Origin of the sequence: Paenibacillus sp. 481 (genome assembly GCF_021223605.1) — a bacterium.
Lineage (GTDB): Bacteria > Bacillota > Bacilli > Paenibacillales > Paenibacillaceae > Paenibacillus_B.
The window spans coordinates 333,424-350,955 of the sequence record NZ_CP075175.1 but is presented as its reverse complement, the minus strand read 5'-3'; the positions used below and the strand labels follow the sequence as shown (position 1 = coordinate 350,955).

At 45.6% G+C, this 17,532-nt stretch carries 19 protein-coding genes and 1 riboswitch; of the genes, 18 read left to right on the top strand and 1 reads right to left on the bottom strand.

The window, feature by feature from the left end; translation table 11 throughout:
• Positions 1-172 precede the first annotated feature (172 nt).
• The 14 genes from KIK04_RS01390 (at position 173) to KIK04_RS01325 (ending at position 13,405) form a co-directional block, all read left to right on the top strand.
• Entirely contained in the window at positions 173-907 is a 735-nt protein-coding gene (locus KIK04_RS01390) for a thioesterase II family protein (protein ID WP_232276573.1), read from the top strand.
• 155 nt (positions 908-1,062) lie between these two features.
• The gene (locus tag KIK04_RS01385) at positions 1,063-1,401 is read left to right on the top strand and encodes a metal-sensitive transcriptional regulator (RefSeq protein ID WP_232276572.1); all 339 of its coding nucleotides are present in this window, start codon (positions 1,063-1,065) and stop codon (positions 1,399-1,401) included.
• Positions 1,402-1,501: 100 nt separating this feature from the next.
• On the top strand, positions 1,502-1,702 hold the full coding sequence (locus tag KIK04_RS01380; RefSeq protein WP_232276571.1) for a cation transporter: 201 nt from the start codon (positions 1,502-1,504) through the stop codon (positions 1,700-1,702).
• A gap of 207 nt (positions 1,703-1,909) precedes the next feature.
• Complete coding sequence (locus tag KIK04_RS01375) at positions 1,910-4,324, top strand: heavy metal translocating P-type ATPase (protein ID WP_232276570.1); 2,415 nt, start codon at positions 1,910-1,912, stop codon at positions 4,322-4,324.
• A gap of 164 nt (positions 4,325-4,488) precedes the next feature.
• A complete protein-coding gene (locus KIK04_RS01370; RefSeq protein WP_232276569.1) occupies positions 4,489-4,770 on the top strand; it encodes a HesB/YadR/YfhF family protein in 282 nt (93 codons plus the stop codon).
• Between the two features lie 235 nt (positions 4,771-5,005).
• Positions 5,006-5,197: riboswitch (cobalamin riboswitch) on the top strand.
• The gene (locus tag KIK04_RS01365) at positions 5,155-5,307 is read left to right on the top strand and encodes a hypothetical protein (protein ID WP_232276568.1); all 153 of its coding nucleotides are present in this window, start codon (positions 5,155-5,157) and stop codon (positions 5,305-5,307) included. (Overlaps the previous riboswitch by 43 nt.)
• 144 nt (positions 5,308-5,451) lie before the next feature.
• Entirely contained in the window at positions 5,452-7,776 is a 2,325-nt protein-coding gene (metE, locus tag KIK04_RS01360; RefSeq protein WP_232276567.1) for a 5-methyltetrahydropteroyltriglutamate--homocysteine S-methyltransferase, read from the top strand.
• A gap of 414 nt (positions 7,777-8,190) precedes the next feature.
• Positions 8,191-9,129 (top strand): glutaminase A, encoded by a 939-nt coding sequence (gene glsA / locus KIK04_RS01355; protein WP_232276566.1) that lies wholly within the window; start codon positions 8,191-8,193, stop codon positions 9,127-9,129.
• Between the two features lie 108 nt (positions 9,130-9,237).
• A complete protein-coding gene (locus tag KIK04_RS01350) occupies positions 9,238-9,660 on the top strand; it encodes a Nif11-like leader peptide family natural product precursor (protein ID WP_232276565.1) in 423 nt (140 codons plus the stop codon).
• A gap of 224 nt (positions 9,661-9,884) precedes the next feature.
• On the top strand, positions 9,885-10,397 hold the full coding sequence (locus KIK04_RS01345; RefSeq protein WP_232276564.1) for a hypothetical protein: 513 nt from the start codon (positions 9,885-9,887) through the stop codon (positions 10,395-10,397).
• A gap of 16 nt (positions 10,398-10,413) precedes the next feature.
• Positions 10,414-10,881 carry a hypothetical protein gene (locus KIK04_RS01340; RefSeq protein ID WP_232276563.1) on the top strand — a complete coding sequence of 156 codons (468 nt, stop codon included), beginning with the start codon at positions 10,414-10,416 and terminating at the stop codon, positions 10,879-10,881.
• Positions 10,882-11,291: 410 nt separating this feature from the next.
• Positions 11,292-12,389, top strand: a complete 1,098-nt coding sequence (locus tag KIK04_RS01335; protein WP_232276562.1) for a discoidin domain-containing protein — start codon at positions 11,292-11,294, stop codon at positions 12,387-12,389.
• 378 nt (positions 12,390-12,767) lie between these two features.
• Complete coding sequence (locus tag KIK04_RS01330; protein ID WP_232276561.1) at positions 12,768-12,956, top strand: hypothetical protein; 189 nt, start codon at positions 12,768-12,770, stop codon at positions 12,954-12,956.
• Positions 12,953-13,405: a phosphodiester glycosidase family protein gene (locus KIK04_RS01325; protein WP_232276560.1), complete on the top strand. Its 453-nt coding sequence runs from the start codon at positions 12,953-12,955 to the stop codon at positions 13,403-13,405. The genes KIK04_RS01330 and KIK04_RS01325 overlap by 4 nt, the downstream gene beginning before the upstream one ends.
• A 56-nt stretch (positions 13,406-13,461) precedes the next feature.
• Here the strand turns inward: KIK04_RS01325 and KIK04_RS01320 are convergent, their stop codons facing one another.
• Positions 13,462-14,088 (bottom strand): nitroreductase family protein, encoded by a 627-nt coding sequence (locus tag KIK04_RS01320; protein WP_232276559.1) that lies wholly within the window; start codon positions 14,086-14,088, stop codon positions 13,462-13,464.
• A 149-nt stretch (positions 14,089-14,237) separates the two neighbouring features.
• Between KIK04_RS01320 and KIK04_RS01315 the strand changes: the two genes are divergently transcribed.
• The 4 genes from KIK04_RS01315 to KIK04_RS01300 all read left to right on the top strand — a co-directional run bounded on the left by KIK04_RS01315 (position 14,238) and on the right by KIK04_RS01300 (position 17,438).
• The gene (locus KIK04_RS01315) at positions 14,238-15,116 is read left to right on the top strand and encodes a DUF72 domain-containing protein (protein ID WP_232276558.1); all 879 of its coding nucleotides are present in this window, start codon (positions 14,238-14,240) and stop codon (positions 15,114-15,116) included.
• A gap of 97 nt (positions 15,117-15,213) precedes the next feature.
• A complete protein-coding gene (locus KIK04_RS01310) occupies positions 15,214-15,615 on the top strand; it encodes a hypothetical protein (protein WP_232276557.1) in 402 nt (133 codons plus the stop codon).
• A 339-nt stretch (positions 15,616-15,954) separates the two neighbouring features.
• Entirely contained in the window at positions 15,955-16,872 is a 918-nt protein-coding gene (locus tag KIK04_RS01305) for a hypothetical protein (protein ID WP_232278543.1), read from the top strand.
• Positions 16,869-17,438: a WXG100 family type VII secretion target gene (locus KIK04_RS01300; protein ID WP_232276556.1), complete on the top strand. Its 570-nt coding sequence runs from the start codon at positions 16,869-16,871 to the stop codon at positions 17,436-17,438. Before KIK04_RS01305 ends, KIK04_RS01300 begins: the two co-directional genes overlap by 4 nt.
• Positions 17,439-17,532: the final 94 nt, after the last annotated feature.

Here is a 17,532-nt window from a genome sequence, read left to right as displayed (position 1 = left end):
ACCTATAATAAGATGAAAATAATGGAATGTGAAATGAAATCCCACCCAGAATTGACCCACCTACAACTTCGTAAGGAACAACATCATCGTCTAGCTCACCGTCAGATCGAAACGGACTTTTGTAAGAGCAACCGTTCGATGACATATCAAGCATTAGAGAGAGGTTTCGAACATGAATAAAGTACGATGGTTATGCCTACCCTATGCGGGTGCGTCTGCATCCGTGTATATGCGCTGGAAAAGACATTTGCCAGCAAACGTAGAGTTAGTGCCGCTTGAATTGGCCGCACGAGGCACAAGATTCGGCGAATCGCCATACGGCTCGGTAGAAGAAGCCGTGCTTGATATTGATCGGATCATTAAACCGTGGCTGGAGGATGAAGTTCCGTGCCTGCTGTTTGGCCATAGTATGGGGGCTGTGCTAGCTTTTGAATGGCTAGTGTCGGCATTTGCAGCGGGAACCCGCGTTCCAGATACAGTGATCTTGTCTGGTCGGCCTGCGCCGCAATATATAGAAGCCGAGGACCCCATTTGCAACTTGCCAGATGATCAATTTATTATAAAGGTCGCAGAATACGGTGCGGTGGAAGCCGAAGTGCTGCAACAAGAAGAGATTAAACAGATGTTTTTACCGATACTTCGTGCTGATTTTACGATCTTAGACGATTTTGATTCCCGCCCAGTACGTTCGGCGGTTCAGTTGCCGATTTCTGCGCACGTGTGGCATGGAAGTAACGAAGATATGAAAGGCGGTCCAGACGGTTGGAGCGCATGGTTTACGCAGCCTGCTCAAATTCGTGAATTTGCTGGAGGACATTTCTTTATCCATGAAGAGGAACAAGCAGTTATATCCGCACTACTTGAATGCGAACCTTTTAAAGGTCGTCCGTACGAAGTCAGTCTGTAATTTGTTGTTTTTCGTATTGAGTGCCTTAATATGTAAACGGCTATCTGCAACCATAACAGGGGGCAGAAGCCGTTTTTTTGTCGAAGTTAAAAAAGGTGTTTACATAGGGTGGGGGGGTATGCTAATATGATGGAAGAAGGTGGTGATCACAACATATGAGCTTGGAACATCAAGAAGATGAAGGATGTCAATCAGGCTGTGAACTACAACCAAATGAACGCAAAAGTCATCATTCGGATAAAACGAAGCGTAACTTAATCACACGTTTGAATCGAATCGAAGGTCAGGTTAGAGGTGTCAAGGCGATGATTGAGCGCGATACGTATTGTGACGATGTTCTGAATCAAATGGCATCTATCCAATCTGCGCTGCACTCAGTCGGAAAGCTCCTGCTAGAAGGGCATATGAAGAGCTGTGTCGTAGAGCGACTTCAAAGTGGAGATGACGAAGTTGTAGACGAACTTCTAACAACGATACACAAACTTCTTAAATAAGCATCGAGCAATGCAATGCAGTAGCTATGCAGTAGCCATGCGAGACAGGCAATTACGTATTCAAATACATGACAGGTAAGCTAATAATGGGGGAATTCAAATGACAACAGTAACATTGAAAGTTGAAGGAATGACGTGTGGACATTGCAAGGCATCGGTTGAGAAAGCAGTCGCTGGTGTAGGTGCCGAAGCTCAAGTAGACTTGGCTAGCAAGCAAGTAACGGTTCAATATGATGCAGCGACGACAAATGAGCAAGCTATTCGTACAGCGATTGAAGATCAAGGTTACGATGTCGCTTAGTTTTTAGATTGTATGTAGACTCCGAACACAGATCAACGATGTAGGTATGAATACATAGGTAGGGTATCCCCCTATCTAGCATCAACTGCTACAAGATGCTGACTCACATGTACTCTACATCTTGATTTTGTGTAAGGAGATTTATTTTGGCCTTATATATAGGGTGTGGGGGTATATTGATGGAAGATATGAAGGAGGTTGAACGTAATGGCTGAGCAGCAACGAACGCTGCCTATTGAAGGCATGACATGCGCCGCTTGTGCGACGCGCATCGAAAAAGGACTTAACCGATTAGATGGTATAGCCACAGCGACGGTTAATTTAGCGGCAGAGCAAGCGACGGTAACATTTGATGATCAACAAACGTCAGTTGAGGATATCGTAAGCAAAATAGACGCCCTAGGATATCAAGTGCCTGTGCAAACGGTTGAGCTACAAGTGGAAGGGATGACGTGTGCCGCTTGCGCGACGCGAATTGAAAAAGGGTTAGGTCGTCTCGAAGGGGTCGAGACGGCAACGGTTAACTTAGCGACTGAGACTGCACGTATTACGTATCGGGGATTAAAACCCGACCAAATTACAAATAAAATCGAACAGTTAGGTTATAAAGGTTTCGTGAAGCGTGAGCAAGCAGAAGGTGAGGAAACAAGTGTTACTCGCTCGGTGAAGAAGCTACGGAATACGTTTATCGTATCGGCTGTACTCTCATTACCGTTACTGTGGTCCATGGTTGGTCACATGTCGTTCTTATCTTGGATTTGGATTCCGGGAATTTTTATGAATCCATGGTTTCAAATGTTAGTTGCATTACCTGTTCAATTCGTCATCGGCGCACGATTTTATGTTGGTGCATGGAAAGCGCTGCGTAACGGAAGTGCCAATATGGATGTGCTTGTTGCACTGGGAACGACAGCAGCTTACTCGTACAGCGTATACTTAGCTTGGGAATGGCAGATGGGACGCCTTCATCACCCAGAAATGTATTTTGAGACGAGTGCTGTGTTAATTACACTCATTTTGCTTGGAAAATGGTTTGAGGCAGCAGCGAAAGGGCGTTCATCGCAAGCTATCCGTGCGTTGATGGGACTTAGAGCGAAGACTGCGACTGTCATTCGCGATGGAGTAGAGCTGGAAGTAGCGATGGAAGCTGTCGTGGTCGGTGACCATGTCCTTGTACGACCAGGTGAGAAAATTCCGGTTGATGGTATCGTGCTGACGGGTACATCAACTGTCGATGAATCCATGTTGACAGGCGAAAGTATACCTGTCGAGAAACAAGTTGGTGACCGTGTGTTTGGCGCGACCGTAAACGCGCATGGTGCGTTTACGATGGAAGCAACGCAGGTCGGTTCACACACCGCGCTTGCACAAATTGTACGCATCGTAGAAGAGGCACAAGGTTCAAAGGCACCGATTCAACGCGTAGCTGACCGCATATCAGGCATTTTTGTTCCCATCGTTGTCGGTATTGCATTACTGACATTTGGTGTATGGTATTTGTTGCTGGAGCCGGGCAATTTCGGGCAGGCATTAAAGTTCACGATCGCCGTACTCGTTATCGCTTGTCCGTGTGCGCTAGGACTTGCAACGCCTACCTCGATTATGGCAGGTACAGGACGGGCAGCGGAAGCGGGTATTTTGTTCCGCGGAGGCGAGCATTTAGAGCGCGCTTATCGTGTCCAAACCGTCGTATTGGATAAGACGGGAACGGTGACGGAAGGGGCACCTTCATTGACTGACGTAATCGTTGCGCCGGAAAGCAATTATGATGAAGTAGACGTAAAACGTTGGATTATGCAGGCGGAACGCCAATCGGAGCATCCTTTGGCGAAATCGATTGTAAAGGGTTTGCAAGAGCAGGGAATTCAAGCTAACGGCGAAGCGACTTCATTCCGAGCTGAACCTGGCCATGGTATTATTGCGGAAGCAGAAGGCCGTCAAGTTGTCATCGGTACACGTGCATGGTTGGCACGTCATGGCGTTGATAGTTCACATGCTGAACAGACGATGCGCAACATGGAGCAAGCAGGCAAGACAGCGATGCTCGTTGCCGTAGACGGACGATTTGCGGGCATCGTTGCGGCCGCAGACCAAGTAAAAGAGACATCGCGCAAAGCGATTGAACGCTTGAACAAGTTAGGCATCAACGTCGTCATGTTGACAGGCGATAATGTTCGCACGGCGCAAGCGATTGCGTCTCAAGTCGGAATTGAGCAGGTGCACGCAGAGGTGCTGCCTGAACAAAAAGCGGAGCATGTACGCCGCTTGCAGTCTGAGGGGCGCGTCGTCGCTATGGTCGGCGACGGGATTAATGATGCACCAGCGCTTGCAGCAGCAGATGTAGGTTTTGCTATCGGCGGGGGCACGGACGTCGCCATGGAGACGGCTGGGGTGACGCTCATGCGTGGCGACTTGAACGGTATCGCAGATGCGATGGAAATGAGCCGCCGTACGATGCGCAACATTAAGCAGAACTTGTTCTGGGCGCTCTTTTATAACAGCTTGGGCATTCCAATTGCCGCAGCTGGATTGCTCGCGCCATGGTTGGCGGGGGCGGCAATGGCCTTTAGCTCTGTGTCCGTTGTGCTAAATGCGCTTCGATTGCAACGCGTGAAGCTGTAATAAAATGAATTAGACCCATATATTGTTAATTTATGCTAGTCACTGCTAGTGTTAACGATTGCATCAACACTACACAAGTTCTTGCTTTTAAATGTGCTATCGGCATGTTATGATCGAAGTACGACTTAATTAGCAGTCTATTTTCATCATAAGGAGGTCGTACGATGCAACTACGGGTAACATCTGAAGCGGTCCGCATTTTTGTTGCGGATTGGGACTTTACACCAGGAGACTCCGTGCGCATCTTCGTTCGCTATAGCGGATTTAGCGATGCCGGACCTTATTCTTTCGGCATTATGAAAGACAGTCCACGGCATCCGGCCGTGACGGTGCAAGCGGAAGGAATCACATTTTTTATGGAGCAAAATGATGTGTGGTTTCTAGAGGATCAAGAGCTTACATTGGATGGGCAGCACAACGAAATTGTGTTTGTGCGTGGCGCCTAACGATATTAGCAGCATAGTTGCTGGATAACTTTATTTGGCACTTAGGAGTGAGCGAGCTTGACGTCAGTCAGGGTCGCTCTTTCTCGTTGTCTTATTTCCTCAGCTACGCGGGTGGAGAGGGATTACTTAGATCGATGGGAAGAAGAATGGTAATCGCTTGAGATAAAAAGAACTTGTCACCACTCGAGATTGCGTTTATAATCATCATCAATTGGAAAACAACGCCAAGGACACAACTGGATAAGAGGGAACAGGTGCTTTGAGCATGTCTCAAAGCTTAAAAGGGAAGATCGGTGAAATACCGACACGGTCCCGCCACTGTAACAGATGAGGTAGTGCTTATCAACCACTGGTCGATCAGACTGGGAAGGGAAGCCGCTACCGATGAAGCTGAAGTCAGGAGACCTGCCTGTTCTGGCAACACTGTGTGAACCTACGGGAGATAGGGAAGTGTTTCGTAAACGCGGCAAAGGACGTCGTAATCATGATCTGATCATGTATACGGCTTATTTGTTGAAATCATTTATCATGAGGTAAAGTTTACGGCACTTCTGTATGGACCTATTTCGCACAGAAGTGCCTTTTTGTGTGCATTTTTATATTTTGTAGCTAAAAAAGGCAAATGGATAGTGGCTAAGCTGGCGTATGAACGTCCTTAGAATGCGGAAGGGGAGAAGTATTTTGACAACAACGAATGTATTAACAAGCGTAATTGGGTACCCGAGGATCGGTTATGACCGCGAGTGGAAGAAGGCGTTAGAGCAATATTGGGCTGGAAAAAGTTCCGCTGAAGCTTTGCAGGTTGAGCTAGAGCGCATCGAGATTGAGCGCGTTCGCACGATGCAGGATAAAGGCATACACTATATCCCAGTAAACGAATATGCTTGGTATGATCATGTGTTGGATACGACGACAATGTTCGGCCTGATCCCTTCTCGTTTTGAGTATACGGGTGGCGAAGTGTCCCCTGATCTTATGTTTGCTCTAGCTCGCGGCACGCAAGAAGCGGTCGCTTGTGAAATGACTAAATGGTTCAATACGAACTATCACTATATCGTACCGGAGTGGGAAGGACGCGCTCCGCAATTGACGACTAACCGTCCACTGCAAGCGTACCGTCGCGTAAAAGCAGCGCTCGGCATTGAGACAAAGCCTGTCGTCGTTGGGCCGTACACGTACGTTCGCTCGATGAAAGGCGTATCCAAGACAGAGCGCCTTCAAGTACTGGCGCAATTCCAAGACGTATACAGCCAATTGTTGCAAGAGCTGGCTGCGGAAGGTGTCGCAGTCGTGCAACTGGATGAGCCGTCGTTCGTACTGCCGATGAGTAATGAAGAGTGGGCTGCTGTACAGTCATTCTATGAAGCTTTGCGTCAAGCTGTACCGCAATTGCATTTGTGGGTTCAGACTTATTTCGAAGGCGTCTCGAACTATGAAGCATTCGTGCAGTTGCCAGTTGATACGTTGGGCCTAGACTTTGTACATGGCAAGTTGCGCAACGAAGTGTCGCTGCGTAAGCACGGTTTCCCAGCTGACAAGCGCCTTGCACTCGGCGTCATTGATGGCCGCAACATTTGGCAAACGGACTTAGCCGCTGTATCGGCTTGGCTCGAAACGGTTGCCGCTATTGTGCCGCAGGAGCGTTGGATCTTGCAGCCATCGTGCAGCTTGCTCCACGTGCCGTTAACGACGCAGCGTGAAGCAGCATTGCTGCCGGAATTACAGCAAGCGCTCGCGTTCGCTGACGAGAAGCTGGCGGAAATTACACTGCTTGCGCGTCATCAATCGCAAGCCGATGCCGTTACGACTTCGGCAGTTGAAGCAAGCGCGCAAGCGGTACATGCATGGCGCACGCTGCCGTTGCGTCAACGTCCACAAGTTGTAAGCGAGCTGGCACAGCTGCTTGCTGATGAGGAGCAAGGCACGCGTCGTGCGCACTTTGCGGAGCGGAAGCAACTGCACCGTGAGCGCTGGCCACTATTGCCGCTGTTGCCGACGACAACGATCGGCAGTATGCCGCAAACAGCAGAAATTCGTCGTGCACGTCTGCGCTACCGCCGTGGCGAGTGGGATTTGAACACGTACGAAACGTTTTTGCAGGATGAAATGAAGCGCTGGATTCAAATTCAAGAAGAAATCGGTATTGATGTTCTTGTGCATGGTGAGTTTGAACGGACAGATATGGTTGAATATTTTGGTGAGAAGCTGGATGGCTTCGCCTTTACTCAATATGGCTGGGTACAGTCTTACGGCTCACGCTGTGTGAAGCCTCCGGTATTGTACGGAGACGTAGCATTCAAAGAAGCGATGACCGTTGCCGAAACGGCATTTGCACAGTCGTTGACATCGCAACCTGTTAAAGGCATGTTGACAGGTCCGGTTACGATCTTAAACTGGTCGTTCGTACGTGATGATATTCCACGTGAGCAATCGACGTATCAACTTGCTTATGCGCTTCGTCAAGAAATTGAAGCGTTGGAGCAAGCGGGAATTGGCATGATTCAAGTGGATGAGCCAGCTGTGAAGGAAGGAATGCCTTTATTGCCGGAAGATGCGGTATATTACAAAGAGTGGGCTGTACGCGCGTTCCGCTTGTCCACAGGCGGCGCGGCTGCGCAGACGCAAATTCATACGCATATGTGTTACTGTGACTTCTCGGATATGATCCAGACGATTACGGATATGGATGCAGACGTGATCTCGCTGGAAACAGCGCGCAGCGGTGGTGACATCGTGGCGGTATTCGAACGTGAAAGCTATGAGTTGGGCATTGGCCTCGGTGTTTATGACATTCATAGCCCGCGTGTACCAGCTGTCGAAGAAATGCAGCAGCTTATGGAGCGTGCCTTGTCCGTACTGCCGCATGACTTGTTCTGGATTAACCCTGACTGCGGCCTGAAGACACGCCACGAGCCGGAAACGATTGCGGCGTTGCGCAACATGGTGGAAGCAACGCGCAACGTACGCGCGAAGCTAGGTGCGAGCAGCACGGTGGCTGCGGAGTAAGTACAGCTTGTATTTGCCCTTATTTAGATGAATAAATAGATACATTTAACTATAGTGAGAATCCCCTTGACTTAACAGCTGAAGGATGAACGTTGGATGACGTCGTTCTAAGCTATTGAGTAAGGGGATTTTCCTTTTTTACGGAATGAATGGTGGAATCACAAATTGGAAAAACCATGGGGAGAGAACATTTGTTCAGACATGTAATCTTTGGTGTTTTTGAGATTGATGCTTATTTTTTGGCTCTATTCTTACTAAATAAAGCGGGTTTATGAACTTTTTTTGCATAATTATATAATTGTACGAATTTACTTGTTGGTTGTCAGACGATATAGGCATAAAATATAATTTATATCTTATCTTTTTTTGTGTGTTATGAATTGAGCGGTTTAGGAAGAACGGAGTGAACAGAAGATGGCAACCAACTGGCAACAATTGCGTGCAGAACTGCCGCAGTTGGTCGAACAAAGCCGCGTTATAGCTGAAGAGGGCGAAGTGGCAACATATATACCGGGATTGGCAAACTCACCTAAGGATGCGTTAGGTATTTCTATTTTTGATATAAAAGGTGAACGAATTACGATTGGTGATTGTGGAATTGGCTTCACAATGCAAAGCATTTCTAAAGTGTTCTCGCTGCTACTTGCCTTAATGGACAGTGGTGAGGAGCGCGTATTTGAGAAGGTAGGGATGGAGCCGACGGGAGACGATTTTAATTCGATGTTAAAATTGGAGCTCGTAGACCCAGGTAAGCCTTTCAATCCATTCATTAATGCTGGGGCGATTGTCATTGCTTCATTGATTGCAGGTGAGACACCAGCGGTGAAATCGGCGCGGATGCTTGATTTTATTCGTAAGCTAGCGAAAGATAATTCCATTGGCTGGAATGAGGACGTGTACAGCTCAGAGCGTGATACGGCGAATCGGAATCGCTCCCTAGCTTATTTTTTGGTCGATAACGGAATCTTGGAAGAAGATGTTGAGGAGACACTTGAAGTGTATTTCCGTCAATGCGCGATTCAAGTGAGCTGTGCGAATTTGGCCCAAATGGGGCTATTGCTTGCCAACAATGGCTTTGATACGGAAACGGGAGAGCAAGTTATTCCACGCCATTTTGTGCAAATCGTCAAATCATTTATGGTTACATGCGGGATGTACAATGCTTCTGGCGAATTTGCTATTCAAGTTGGGATTCCTGCAAAAAGCGGGGTGTCGGGTGGTATTTTAGCTATCGTTCCTGGTCAAATGGGGATCGGTGTGGTCGGTCCGGCATTAAACAATAAAGGTAATAGCGTTGCTGGTGTGCATTTGCTGGCTCGCTTATCTGAACAATATGATTGGAGTATGTTCTAAGCGGGTAATAGCATATATCATTCCATTTCAATCATATTCTTCTATCAGTCACCGTTGTGCAGTTATCCACATAAAAATAGAAGATGGATGACACGAAGGAGGAGTACGATGCGACCATATGTGCCCGGAAAGGCGCAGCGGGTCGGTGCGATTCAACCTATCGGACCTGTGGTGCCGTTAAAGCCGATTAATAGACGCTATTTTGAGCCATCATACAATGAGCGGCCTGAAATGTATCCAGCTGTACATGCTGCTCCGTTTATGGCTTCGGCTGCCATGAGCCAGCAGCTTATGCAGCAAGCCGGAAAACTACTGGAGCGTGTGCAACACTCGTCGGAGTTCGCCACCAAGATTATGGATGCGGCGCAACGTGGTCTCAATGATGAGGTCGTTCGACTCATTCGAAGTACAGGGGTATCAGCGGATATGCATATGAATTTTACGCCCGAAGGCATTATCCTCAAGTTGGTTAGTGGTACGGCAGAAAAGACGTATTGTGAATTGGATTTGAAGTTACGTTGGCGTGAATGAGAACGGAAAAAAATAGATTGTAGGAGGAGGGAGCCCTTAGATGTGGCCCCTCCTTTTTTATGCCGAGTAGGTGTCAGGTGTATTGTTATTGGGTTTTCTGCGAAATGCAATCAAGGAAAAAGGCTGAAATAGTTATTTATTATACGCGTTGCCATGTAATGGATTGTATGTTAGACTCTCTGCGGAAGGTTAATGGATGACCATTATTTAGGAGGTGTGAGGTTGTGAAACATATAAGTAAATTTTTGTTCTTTACCTTTATTATCTCTTTTTGTATCTCTTTCATTTACAGTCCCTATGCAGAAGCTGTACAATCTATTCTTGACAAAGACTCGCAAACAAGTCTGCAAAATGAGTCGGAAGTACTTCACGCAAGTAGCAGTGAGCTCACAGCAGAAAAGTCTTCTGAAGATTTAAAAGCTGTTCCTTTATTGAGGACCTTAGTTATTACAAAGGGGAAAGCTCAACCTGTACAATTGTCGACGGGACAGATTATTACATTGACTGCTCATGTGAAAGATAGAGCACTCGACAGAAGTATTACTGCTGTTCAACTAGATACTGCATTATCGCATGGTGACCGCTACAAGGACAATCAATCGGGTGCACCAATAGCTTGGGATAAGAATAGCTCTAAGGTGGCCGTAGTACTCTCTGGTGATAGAAAATCTGCGGTAACGACTTATGTGCAAACAAACCCTAAGGGAAAATGGACACTATTTAAGTGGAAATACTAACGAAGGTGATGACAAATTGGCTAAACTTCTAGATACTGAATTCGATATTTCATCCTGTGCGATTGAATTAACGGTTTCAAACTTTACGAATCATGATGACGGATATCATACCGTGTCACTTGAGATTCGTCTTATAAGCAATTATTTTGATATTAACGAGACGGTTCACTGCATAGAAGAAGACTTTTTATTGATGACTCGTAAACTTTCTCATTCATTAAACCTGCCGCAAGCAAGTATAAGTATGTTAGAGCCGGGTTTTGAAATGTACATAAATAAAATCGATCATGAGGAGTATCCTGATACATACACGCTTATTTTCGTGTTAGATGCCGGAGAATTTGGGGCACAACGCATTTCTTGTAACACGGGCCCAGCATTGCAAATCCAAATTACGAAAGCCCAAATCGAGCAGTTTGTAGCCCAACTTTGTACCGAGTTCACCGAATTAAAGGAACAATGTTCAAGCCGAGACGGATATTGATATTCGTCTCTTTTTTTTGGAATCAGATTAACTTGAGACCATTAAACTGTGCTAATCTTGCCGAACCGCAGTAATAACAAGATCGTAGGTTGTTCCATAAAAGCTGGTGTGCTAGCTTTTGAGAAAGCGCATATTAGCAGGTGTGTGTCCAAATTCGAGGGGCTAATCAGGTATTCAACTCCCCGATTAGTGAGACGACATACTAAAAACTTAGATGGGAATCGGTTCATCGTGTTTTGGGTGCATGTAATGTTGTCGAAAGTACTTCAAAATAGTAAACATGTATTTTATGAGAATAAACCTTGATAATGGATTATTTTCTTATAAAAGTATTAATATGTTTGGACATGTTATTTTATATTTTGTATCATTTATCTTTGTCAACTTATTAATTAATAGGAGTGAACAACTTGAAAACCAAAAGTATTCTAGCACTAATCGTATTAATGATGTGTATTGGTGCACTGCCTACATATGCAGCAGGATCAGTAGGAAATATGCAAGGTACTGCTATACCAAAAGGTTCTGTTTCATCGGGTACATTTTATGGTGGTCATCGGACAGAAGCTGCAATAGATGGCGATGCTTCTACCTATTGGAATGCCGGTAATACTACTGGAACTATTCAGGTAACTTTTCCGAGCTCAATTAATATCACAAAGATTCAGTTAGCATCTGTAGCAAGCGGAAAGTCTAATGTGAGTTATACTTTTTACGGACTGAAGAATGGTGAATGGGCGGCTATAAGCTCTAAAATTACAGCAAGTGTTATTACAGGAATTGATCCATCTTCACCTGGAACTATAGATCCTACTAAGGTGGATTTATTTGAACCAGTTGCGGTAACCCCTGGAGACTATGATGGAATTAAAATTGATATCGCCGCATCAAATTCATGGGCAGCGATATCCGAAATAACTCTAATTTCGTCAAAGCCTAATCTACCATCAGCACCACTTAATTTACATGCAGTGGGAGGGAATTCCAAAGTAGATCTTGCCTGGAATGCGGTTGATAATGCAAAAAGCTACAATGTATTCAGAGCTACAACAGCAGGCGGGCCGTATACATCTATCGCTACCAATGTTATTGGAACAAATTATACTGACACTTCCGTAAATAATGGAACTACTTATTACTATGTGGTGACGGCAATTAATGCGGACGGAGAAAGTAAATATTCAAATGAAGCAATGGCAACACCTCAAGCAGCAGTAATCCCTGATCCAAAACCAGATCCAAAACCAGATCCAGAACAACCTAAAGGAAATAGAGCAATTCTTGTAGTGACATTGAGCACCGGTTTAGAAAAGGAATTTGATCTATCCATGGCTGAAGTAAATGCATTTATCGATTGGTATGAGGCAAAGTCTAACGGCATTGGATCGGCTAAATTTGCAATTAATAAACACAATAATAACAAAGGTCCATTCAGCAGCCGAAAAGATTATGTTATCTTTGACAAGATCTTAACATTTGAAGTAAGTGAATATAATATTAGCAAGTAGTACAACTACCGCTCAACTCTAGGGGGGCGGTAGTTTTTATTGCTTTGTCATTAACCTCTCTCCCTGACGGTGCTTTCGGAACCGACATTGACGGAGGTTTTTTCGTGAAATCGAGCTTGAGTAGAACTTGAATGAAATGGAAAATGCTCAGTCGAGAAAACTGGGGAATGTTGCTTGGAGTGACCGGCTCTGCGCTGAGCTGAGCATGAAGCGGAACCTAAAATACATGGAGCGCTCCTTTTACGTTTCGTCTCCCGCTTGCCTGATTTGTTCTTCGTCTGTGAGGAGGTGAAGCCGGTGGTTAGGGAATCGGATGCGTGGTAGGAGATTGACATACTAAGGCAAGTTCCATCTGTGACGTAATACCGCATCTAATCGATGGATCAGCTGATAGATGGCCGTTTCTTTCGGCTGATCGTCATTTATTCAAGCGACTGGATGAACGCAAACAAGAGGCATTGGAAAGGTCGCTGGTTTTTTTATGAGGATAAGCTACTTAGTATAGCTGTGGGTGATGGTCAACCTTTATTAGGGAGTCAAAATGAATACGGATCAGGGGGGGGTTGAATGTCAAATATGCGCGAGGAACGCTCGTGTATGACGAAGTCGACAAACGGCTGTCCGTGCAAATCGTTCGCTCGATGGATGAGATTCGTATTCAGGATAGTTCGAACTATTGGGCCGCAGGCGGCATCAGTATGCAACTGCAACGAAAAAAAGAGGACTGGTACGCACAAGCGAAAGCGGAAGCTCTCCCTTTTATGGATGAGCAACGCGAGCGCTCAGCTGTTGTGTATGACCGGCAAGGGCGTCTTTATTTGGTAGTGACGCCGACACGCGTAACTGCGGGTTTGTTTCGGCAAGGCATTATGGAGTATTTTTCAAGCAGACATGTATCTGAAGCGTTGGAAGATGGCATATTTTTGGATGGGGATGGCTCGGCGCAGCTGTATGTGCGACAATCGAATCTTAAAGGGGACGGACGTTCCGTACATGTGATGTTAAGGCTTAAATAGCGAGCCAAGGTAAAAACGTCTGTCTAACGTGGATACGCTGGACAGACGCTGTTGTCTTAGAATGTTTCGTTAATAACCGAATGTGTCAATGGGAATCGACCTGTGCCGTGTGCTGGAGCAGAAGCTTGACCTACTGTTATAATCATAACAGGCACATAGCGAGTTGGAATGTTGAACGCTTCTGCAAGTTGTTCACGGTTAAATCCACCGATTGGGCAAGTGTCGTACCCTTTCGCTTTGGCAGCCAACATAAGTTGCATTGCTGCTAAAGAAGCGTTGCGAATGGCTTCTTCACGACCGAAAGCCGAGCTGCTTGCATAAGCTTGTTCAATATTGCCCACAAGCGTGTCATGTACTTGTTGCGAAATATAGCCAGACGCAAGCGCTGGGCCGTATACATCGCCAGCTACCAAGTTCGCTTCTGCATCGCCCAATATGACGATGACCGCGGAGCTGTCCACGATTTGTTGCTGATTATAAGCGATAGGGAGCAAGCGCTGTTTGTTCGCTGCTTCTTGAATCGTGAGGAAACGCCAATGCTGCAAGTTCCAAGAGGAAGGTGCAGTTGCTGCCATTTCCAAAATATGTTGTAAATCTGCTTCTGGAATACGTACATCCGCATCGTATTTACGTACGGAGTGACGTGCACGCATAACTTCATCAATATGTGTTGTCATTATCATCTGTCCCTTCTCGTTATAAAGTAACCATTTTAGATAAGAATTATTGTTCATTACTAACATTTATATAGTAACATAATTTATGTGATTTGTACAAAGATAATCATACCAAAAAATGCGAATCAAGTTTAATGCACTAGGAGTGACTGGACGTGAGCTTAGACAGAACAAACGCTGCCTCCATACAAATCGGTTTAGCCGGATGGGGTGATCATGACGCTATTTATGCAGCGGGCACGAAGAGCAGTGATAAATTAAAAAGCTATGCCGACCATTTTTCAATCGTAGAGCTGGACAGCTCATTTTACGCGATTCCTTCCGTTGAACGGATGCAAAGTTGGATCGGGCAGACGCCGAGTCATTTTAGCTTTATTGTTAAAGCGTACCAAGGGATGACGGGGCATTCTAGAGGGAAAATTCCGTTCGCTGATTCGAGAACGATGTTTAACGTGTTTCGTGAATCGGTGGAGACGTTGCAACAGGCGGGTAAATTGAAAGCCGCATTGTTTCAATATCCGCCGTGGTTTGATTGTAGCCGGAAGCATGTGGACGTCTTACGACGAACACGTACGTGGATGGAAGGGATTCCAGTGGCGCTGGAATTTCGCCATCAGAGCTGGTTTCGCGCTGATATGCACGACAAGACGTTAGCGTTTATGGAACAGGAGGGATGGATTCATAGCATATGCGACGAGCCTCAAGCTGGGGAAGGATCGGTTCCGATGATTCTGCATCCAACCGAGCCTTCCTTAACGATGATTCGAATGCACGGGCGCAATGTTTCAGGGTGGAACGCGAGCGGACAGCCAAATTGGCGTGAAGTACGCTATTTATATGATTATAACGAAGCAGAGTTGGAACAATGGAGCGGGTATTTGCGTGCGCTCACGCAGCAGACAGCGGAAGTTTGCATGATTTTTAATAACAATTCAGGTGGTCATGCGGCAGGGAACGCGAAGCAATTAATGAGCATGTTGGGTCAGCCTGTAACGCCTATGCCGATGCAACAAATGACTATTTTTGATGAGTAATAAAGGTAAAGTAAAAAATTGAAACTTATTTTGTGGACAAACGAATAGTATAGTAGAGTCGGAGATGTACCTTATTTGAAAGTAGGAGGTATTTTAAATGGTTAAAAAAACAATTCGTTTGCATATGTCGAGAGCAGCAGCGGCAGTAGCCCTGTTAACGTTGTTAGTCGCTTGTTCACCGCAAGAAAAGCTTGAGTCTGCTGTAAACAAAGGTCTAGAAGATGTGAATAGTGCGATTCAAAGTATCGACGTATCGAAATATACAGACCCGATGGAGTATATTAAGAGTAATCAACAACTGATTGATGATATGATCGCAAAAGGCGATGAATCGCTGAAGGAAATCGTTGCTCAGTTTGAGCAGACGAAGACAAATGGCATGGAAGAATGGGTATTGGCTTATGTCGGGAATCAATTGCTGCCACAGCCTATTGAAGGATGGGAAACGGGACGCGAATGGTACGAGCAGTATGTAGCAAAGTTCGTTGAAAGCAAGTGAGTGGACTAGCAATACCGTGGAAAAAATGGAGTGAGGAGAACATCGAAATGATCGATGTTCTTCTTTTTTTGCAGAAATAACGAGGTTTTTCAACAAAAATTGACAAATTTAACCACGGAGTGATACAGTATAATGGAGATGAAGATTACCGGATACCAAATCGACCTATATGTGATCAAAAATAGTTGAGTGAGCAGGAATATTGTACGACACTAATGAATATTACAAGACAGCGTTTTACTTCGAACGAATAAGAAACGACGATGTACACGTATGGATGAAAGAAAGCTATTCATTACGTTAGAAACAGCAGGAATGAGATAGGAGGTGTGACTCGTGATGACGATGGACCTTACGGATACAACGGATACAACACAACTAGCGAGTACATCGGTCACCGCGGACACCACGCAGTTAAAGCGGTTTATTTTAAGTGAGAAGGAACTGTTTTTCCTGACGGGGATTGTCGGTTCGGAGCGTCTTTTAGGGGTCGATGACCCGTTTCGCGGTTACTTGACGGAAGAGATAGAAGCGGAGTGGGATAAAGCGAAAGCAAGCTTGCTGGAAAAAGGGTACATCCTGCCGCAGCCGAATAGTTATGAATATACGATGCCTGCTCCTGTTTATGATTGCATGACGATAACCGGTTTAGCCGAACACGCTTGCTGGGTAAGATATTCTCATGACATGGAAAATTTCGAGGGCTATGTACATGTGACACAGGAGCAAGTCGTTGAACGAATCCGACTTAGTGCTTCATCTGAAGATATTAGGTTGTCCATGTTAGGTGATACGCATAGAGCTTGGCCTGCGATTGTCGAACGGATGAATTGGTTGGACACAGCAATAGAAACTGAAGCGGAAGAGTCGAGTGTAGAAACAGCGCATTCGCTCCCTTCTGTCATGTTATCCAAAAAGTTGTTCCACACGTTTTACGAACAAGTAGACAATTTTACGATCGACCAGCTTGCTGATGTGATGAACATGGCACCTGAACAAGAAGAAGGTGCACGAGCATTTGCCACTTCCATGAAACAGCGTACGTCAGAGGGTGAAATGATGTTATTTGTGTGGACAGAGCGAGGCTGGGATGTACAAGGCTTTGCCTTTCTGATTGGCGGTTCGTACAACTGGCTTATCCGTCGCAGTTCTAGGCAAAATGAAGACTGGCTTACCGCTACACCGACTACTAAATCACAATTTATTGAAATGCTAATAGCTTGGGAACGACATTCGATATCCCGCGAAGGACGGTGACCGCAATGCGCATTATTGTCGAGCCTGAAGTGCTTCGGGGGGTGAGTCGCCAGTTAAGAAGCGCAGCAGAGCATCTACATCATATTCAGTATGAATTGCATCGAACGGTTAACTCATTAATGTGGGAATCATCCGTTAAATCTGAAATCATGTATGAGTGGAGCAGAGCAAGTCGTTTAGCGGATCAAATAAAAGAACAACTGTCGGAATTAGGTCAGCATGTGCAAGCAAAAGCGATTCAGTTTGAAGAAATTGATAATCAGGCGAGTTCTATTCTTGTTCATGACTCGCACTCAAGATCTCCAGCTGCCATGTATATGGGGATGGAATTAGGAGCGAATGCGTTGCTTCTGCCTAAAGCAACAGCTGGGATTTTTACAAGTGTATCCAATCCTCGTACGGCGATTCAGGCATTAGGAAATCCGTATTACTTAGGCAGGGAGCAGGAGCAAGTTCATACGGCTGCTCATGTTCAGCATATGGAATCGAACGATCCCGTCTTTGCGAATGGATGGACATTTGTTGATCCCAGATATGCAGGGAGAACGAGAGATTCGGTCGTCTAAGATTCGCTTAATGATTCGTCATAGCAATTGTTGATGGAAGGAAAAAAGGTTAATAAACCGTATGCTTATGGAAGTCCAATTAGGTCGGTATACA